Annotated in this window: 3 protein-coding genes; 2 read left to right on the top strand and 1 reads right to left on the bottom strand. The window is 69.8% G+C overall.

What is annotated here, in order from left to right; translation table 11 throughout:
• Positions 1-114 precede the first annotated feature (114 nt).
• The gene (locus ACGFU7_RS47610; RefSeq protein WP_393705021.1) at positions 115-648 is read left to right on the top strand and encodes a DUF4240 domain-containing protein; all 534 of its coding nucleotides are present in this window, start codon (positions 115-117) and stop codon (positions 646-648) included.
• Positions 649-702: 54 nt separating this feature from the next.
• On the opposite strand, the gene ACGFU7_RS47605 is transcribed toward ACGFU7_RS47610, so the two are convergent.
• Complete coding sequence (locus tag ACGFU7_RS47605; protein ID WP_393705019.1) at positions 703-1,353, bottom strand: DsbA family protein; 651 nt, start codon at positions 1,351-1,353, stop codon at positions 703-705.
• 132 nt (positions 1,354-1,485) lie between these two features.
• Between ACGFU7_RS47605 and pepN the strand changes: the two genes are divergently transcribed.
• Complete coding sequence (pepN, locus tag ACGFU7_RS47600) at positions 1,486-4,101, top strand: aminopeptidase N (protein ID WP_393705018.1); 2,616 nt, start codon at positions 1,486-1,488, stop codon at positions 4,099-4,101.
• Positions 4,102-4,257 lie beyond the last annotated feature (156 nt).

Below are 4,257 nucleotides of genomic sequence, written 5' to 3'. Positions count from 1 at the left end.
GCCGGACAGAACAGTCGCAGGACAGCCCAGCAGGACGTCAGTCAGACCCTGAGCCACGACCACCGGAACCCGCTACGAGTATCAATGTCAGACCCCTCCGGCATGCTGCACCGTATGGACACCACGGACTTCTGGAATGTGATCGACGACGCCCGCGCCCGGGTCACCGACCCGGCGGACGCGGAGGCAGTCGTCGAGCGGGCCTCCGCGCTGCTCGCCGCCCGGCCCCGGGACGAGATCGTCGCCGCGCAGCAGCTGCTCTGGGACCTGATGGCCGCCTCCTACCGGGCTCCGCTGTGGGCTGCGGCGTACACGATCAACGGCGGCTGTTCCGACGACGGTTTCGACTACTTCCGGGGCTGGCTGATAGCGCAGGGGCGTGAGGTGTTCGAGCGGGTCGTCGCCGATCCGGACACGCTGGCCGAGCTGCCGGTGATCGGGGCCGCGGCGCCCGAGGGGCTGGAGATGGAGTGCGAGGCGATGCTCGGGATCGCGTGGGACGCGCATCGGGCGGCGACGGGTGAGGACATGCCCGACGACTCGTTCACGATCGACTATCCCGACCTGGACCCCGAGTGGGACTTCGACTTCGACGACGCGGAGCGGGTGGCGCTGCGGCTGCCGAAGCTGGACGCGCTGTACGCGTGAGGTGGAGCGGCGCGGGGCCGGAGGATGGCCGGGCCCCGCACCGCACCGCGTGGATCAGTCGAAAATGGGGCCCTGCGTCCGGGTCCGCTTGATCTCGTAAAAGCCGGGGATCGACGCGACCAGCAGCGTGCCGTCCCACAGCTTTGCCGCCTCCTCGCCCTTCGGGGCGGGGGTGACGACCGGGCCGAAGAAGGCGATCTGCTCGCCGTCCGAGCCCGGGACGGCGATGACCGGGGTGCCGACGTCCTGGCCGACCTTGTCGATGCCCTCCTTGTGGGAGGCGCGCAGCTCGGCGTCGTACACGTCCGAGTCGGCGAAGTCCGCCAGCTCGGCCGGCAGGCCGATGTCCTGGAGCGCCCCCACGATCGCCTCGCGGGTGGGGCCCTCACCCTGGTTGTGGAAGCGGGTGCCGAGCGCGGTGTACAGGGGGCCGACGATGTCGTCACCGTGCTTCTGCTGGGCGGCGATGACGACGCGGACCGGGCCCCAGGCCTTGTTCTCCAGCAGGTCGCGGTACTCGTCCGGCAGCTCGTCGAGCTTGTCCTCGTTGAGAACGGCCAGGCTCATCACATGCCAGCGGACCTCGACGTCGCGGACCTTCTCCACCTCCAGCATCCAGCGGGAGGTCATCCAGGCCCAGGGGCAGAGCGGGTCGAACCAGAAATCGGCAGGGGTCTTGCCGGGCGCCGTGCTGTTGTCAGACATGTCTCTCCTCATAAGGGCATTCGCACCTGTGCGCGAGAACGCCTCGGGACGCACGGGCCATTCCCGAATGCCGGGCCGAGTAGCGGCATGGGAGGATCAAAACTATTCGAACGTGACACAAAGGAGTGTGCCGTGCCCGGTGAGAACCTGTCCCGCGACGAGGCCCGTGTGCGGGCCGAGCTGCTGACCGTCGACGGTTACGAGGTCGGTCTCGATCTGCGTTCCGCCGTCGGTGGGCCCGACGGGGACGGCGACGGAGCCTCCTCGGGCCCGCGGACCTTCCGCTCGGTGACGACCATCCGGTTCCGCACCGCGCGGGCGGGGGCGTCGACCTTCGCGGATCTGGTGGCGCCGAGCGTGAACGCGGTGACGCTGAACGGGCAGCCGCTCGACCCCGCCGTCGTCTTCGACGGGACGCGGGTGGCGCTGGAGCAGCTGCCGGAGGGCGACAACGTCCTGGTGGTCGACGCGCAGTGCGCGTACAGCCGGACCGGCGAGGGCATGCACCGGTTCGTCGACCCGGAGGACGGCGAGGTCTACCTCTACACGCAGTACGAGCCGGCCGACGCGCGGCGGGTCTTCGCGAACTTTGAGCAGCCCGACCTGAAGGCCCCCTTCCGCTTCGAGGTGACGGCGCCCGAGGGCTGGACGGTGTGGAGCAATGGGGCCGAGGAGTCGCGGAAGGGCGGGGTCTGGCGGTTCGCCGAGACCAAGCCGATCTCCACATACATCACGGCGGTCGTCGCCGGTCCGTACCACTATGTGACCGACTCCTACAGCCGTACGTTCGACGACGGCACGGAGCTGGAGATCCCGCTCGGAGCGATGTGCCGCAAGGGGCTCGCCCGGCACTTCGACTCGGACGACGTCTTCCTCGTCACCAAGCAGGGCCTGGACTTCTTCCACGACAACTTCGACTACCCGTACCCGTTCGGGAAGTACGACCAGGCGTTCGTGCCCGAGTACAACCTCGGCGCGATGGAGAACCCGGGCTGTGTCACGTTCCGCGAGGAGTACATCTTCCGCGGCAAGGTGACGCAGGCGGCGTACGAGGGCCGGGCCAACGTCATCCTGCACGAGATGGCGCACATGTGGTTCGGCGACCTCGTCACCATGCAGTGGTGGGACGACCTGTGGCTGAAGGAGTCGTTCGCCGACTTCATGGGCGTCTTCGCCATGGTGGAGTCGACCCGTTTCAAGGACGGCTGGATCACCTTCGCCAACAACCGCAAGGCCTGGGCGTACCGCGCCGACCAGCTGCCGTCCACGCACCCGATCACGGCCGACATCCGTGACCTGGAGGACGCCAAGCTCAACTTCGACGGCATCACATACGCCAAGGGCGCATCGGTACTGAAGCAGCTGGTGGCGTACGTGGGACGGGACGCGTTCCTGGAGGGCGCCCGGCGCTACTTCAAGAAGCACGCCTACGGCAATACGCAGCTGGGCGATCTGCTGTCGGTCCTGGCCGAGACGTCCGGGCGGGACATGGTCACCTGGTCGCGGTCGTGGCTGCAGACGGCGGGCGTCAACTCGCTGACCCCGGTGGCGACGTACGACGCGGCCGGCCGGATCACGGAGCTGGCGGTCCTCCAGGAGGCGGCCGCTTCCCATCCGGAGCTGCGGCCGCACCGGGTCGCGGTCGGCCTGTACCTGCGGGCCGCCGACGGCGACCTGGTGCGGTACGCGCGCGCCGAGGTGGATGTGGCGGGGCCGCGTACGGTGATCGGGGAGCTGGCCGGGGCCGAGCGGCCCGAGCTGATCCTGGTCAACGACGACGACCTCACGTACTGCAAGGTCCGCTTCGACGAGGTGTCCCTGGCCACGCTGCGGGCGCATCTCGGTGACATGACCGATCCGCTGGCGCGGGCGCTGTGCTGGTCCGCGCTGTGGAACCTGACCCGGGACGGGCTGATGCCGGCCCGCGACTTCGTCTCCCTCGTGCTGGCCTTCTCCGGCCGGGAGTCCGACATCGGCGTGCTGCAGATGCTGCACGCCTGGACCCGGACCGCGCTCGTGCACTACGCGGCGCCCGAGTGGCGCGAGGAGGGCAGCCGGGCGCTGGCCGAGGGTGCGCTGCGGGAGCTGCGCATCGCCGAGCCGGGCAGCGAGCACCAGCTGGCGTGGGCGCGGTTCTTCGCTTCGGTCGCCGACTCGGACGCGGACTTCCAGCTGCTGTCCGGGCTGCTCGACGGTTCGGCGCGGATCGACGGGCTGGATGTCGACCAGGAGCTGCGGTGGGCGTTCCTGTCCCCGCTGGCCGCGCACGGGGTGGCCGACGAGTCGGTGATCGATGCCGAACTGGCCCGCGACGACACGGCGTCCGGGAAGCGGCACCAGGTGCGGTGCCTGGCCTCGCGGCCCTCGGCCGCGGTCAAGGCGCAGGCGTGGGCGGGCGTCGTGGAGTCGGAGGCGCTGTCCAACGCGTTGGTGGAGGCGACGATCACGGGGTTCGAGCAGTCGTCGCAGCGGGAGTTGCTGGCGCCGTACGCGGAGAAGTACTTCGCCGCGATCGAGCGGGTGTGGGCCGAGCGGTCGATCCAGATCGGGATGGCTGTGGTGAGGGGTCTGTTCCCGGCCCTGCAGGACGATCCGTCGACGCTGGCGGCTACGGATGCGTGGCTGGCCGCCCATGCGGATGCGGCGCCGGCGCTGCGGAGGCTGGTGCTTGAGCAGCGGGACGATCTGGCTCGGGCGTTGCGGGCGCAGGGGTGTGACGCGGCTTCGGCAGCGGGGGCCGGGGTCTGACGGATGCGCCCGGGCCGGGCGCCCCGGCTTTGTCCTCAATCTCCCCCCATAGCCTGAAGGGCAATGCCGTTGCTTTTGGGGCTGGCAGGGCGTTGGGCTGTTCGTGTTGGTGTCGCGTCTGGAGCGGCTGGGGTTGGGGATCTTGACCCGATCCTG

Origin of the sequence: Streptomyces sp. NPDC048473 (assembly GCF_043200155.1) — a bacterium.
Classification (GTDB): domain Bacteria; phylum Actinomycetota; class Actinomycetes; order Streptomycetales; family Streptomycetaceae; genus Streptomyces.
This window is presented reverse-complemented; position numbering and strand designations above follow the sequence as displayed.

Coding starts and splice junctions, on each gene's coding strand:
- ACGFU7_RS47605 (WP_393705019.1), bottom strand. CDS start 1,353: ATGTCTGACAACAGCACGGCGCCCGGCAAGACCCCTGCCGATTTCTGG.
- ACGFU7_RS47610 (WP_393705021.1), top strand. CDS start 115: ATGGACACCACGGACTTCTGGAATGTGATCGACGACGCCCGCGCCCGG.